Origin of the sequence: Thomasclavelia cocleata, from assembly GCF_900102365.1 — a bacterium.
Lineage (GTDB): Bacteria > Bacillota_I > Bacilli_A > Erysipelotrichales > Coprobacillaceae > Thomasclavelia > Thomasclavelia cocleata.
In genome coordinates, this window is sequence record NZ_FOIN01000084.1 from 1 (window position 1) to 1,908 (window position 1,908).

At 34.2% G+C, this 1,908-nt stretch carries 1 protein-coding gene; it reads left to right on the forward strand.

Features of this window, described 5'->3' with window-relative positions:
* The first annotated feature begins 168 nt into the window (after positions 1–168).
* Positions 169–1,692 (forward strand): transposase, encoded by a 1,524-nt coding sequence (locus BMW96_RS13805; protein WP_244881330.1) that lies wholly within the window; start codon positions 169–171, stop codon positions 1,690–1,692.
* Positions 1,693–1,908 lie beyond the last annotated feature (216 nt).

Genomic DNA, 1,908 nt, shown 5'->3' on the forward strand with positions numbered 1-1,908 from the left:
AGGGGCTGTAACGAAATAAAATAGTTAAGTTCCAAAACAAAAAAGACAATATCTCAGTGAGTTGCTGAGAAATATTGTCTTTTTTGGTATAATTAGATCATGGAAACAACGACTTTTTCACAATCTAATTACATTACTCATTATAACGCAATTCAGGTATCTTTGCCAATGAATATTGGAACAATTATTGATCCAGATGATGAGGTTGTTTCTTTCTTAAAGGTGATGGAAGGAGTGAACTGTTCTAAATATATTAAAAATGTCAGTCACCGGGGTAGAAAGGGATATGATAAGGGAATGCTGTTAAGAATTATTCTTTTTGCTTATATGATCAACGTTAGGGATTATCGCTCTATAGAAGACCGGTGTAAACACGATATACGCTTTATGCTGCTTGCCGATCATCAGCAGCCTTCTCATATGGCTTTTCAGAGATTTGAAAATGAGTATCTTAAGGGTACGATAGATGAAGTATTTTTTGATATTTCAAAAAATATAGGAACAATGATGAACATTGATGAATCCATTCAGTATATTGACGGTACCAAAATAGAGGCCAATGCCAATAAATATACTTTTGTCTATAAAGCCAGAATACTTAATGCCAGAATGAAGATGTTTAAGAATATCACTGAGGATACTGTTAAGATGAATATGGATACCGGTTTTAATTTTGAATATAAATATATGTACTGTGCTCAGGAGATCGGCTATACAGTACAGTATCTGATGGATGTAATGGTAAATGAAAACATTAAAATCGTATATGGAAAAGGCAAAAGGAAAAGTCATATCCAGAGATGGTATGATCGGTTTTTGTCATATTATACAAAGCTTGAAGAGTATGAGTACTGGTTATATATAATCGGTGAGGAAAGAAACAGCTGTTCCAAAACAGATCATGATGCAACGATGTGTGCAACAAAAATGGATTATTACTGCAATACCGGATTAAGTCGGCCATGCTACAACGTACAGACAGCAGTATCTGATGGAATAATAGTAAATGCCGATTTATTTCAGCGGCCTGGTGATACCAAGACATTCATCCCGTTTATGGAAAGATTTAAAGAGTACAGGGGATTTTATCCTGAATTTCCGGTGGCTGATGCAGCATATGGAAGTTACGATAACTACATGTACTGTTTAACACATGGTATTGATCCGGTGATGAAATACAGTATGTATGCCAAAAAGAATGAGGCAAAATTCAAAAAGAACATTTATAATCCGTTAAACTGGAAAACAGATGATAAGGGCAGTAAAATATGTCCGATGGAACATGTGTTTGATGAATATACTGGAGAAAGATATGATGAAAGTGGGGAATATTTAAAAATCATTCAGCGATATAAAAGTAAAAACACATGTGCAGGATGTCCTCATCGAGAAGAATGCTGCAAAGGAAAAGGTGAAAACAAAACAGTAAGCAGAAATGCAGTTTTAGACGAGTTTTATGCAGTTGTCGATGAAAACCTGTCCAGCGAGTTTGGAAAAGAGCTGAAAAAGCAGAGAAGTATCCAGGCAGAGGGAGCATTTGGGGTAATAAAAGAAGATATGAAATTCACAAGATTCACGAGAAGAGGAATAGAGAAGGTGAAAATGGAATATTTACTGGTGTGTACAGGATATAATTTAAAGAAATATCATAAATATAGATTAAGAGAAACGAAAAAACAGCAGATAAATTAGTGATAATCAATGATAACTCGAAGAAAAGTCACATTGAAAAGAGGAGTTTTAGCAGATGATACCCTCATTGCGCTCAAAAACAGCCAAAATAACATAAAATATTATTAAATATCGTGAGAGTTGCAATTATAGCAGGTAATTGCATTTTATTTTGCAGAAAAAAAGCTGAACGAATTCAACTTTCCTTTTAAAAAGTTATTTCGTTACAGCCCCTTT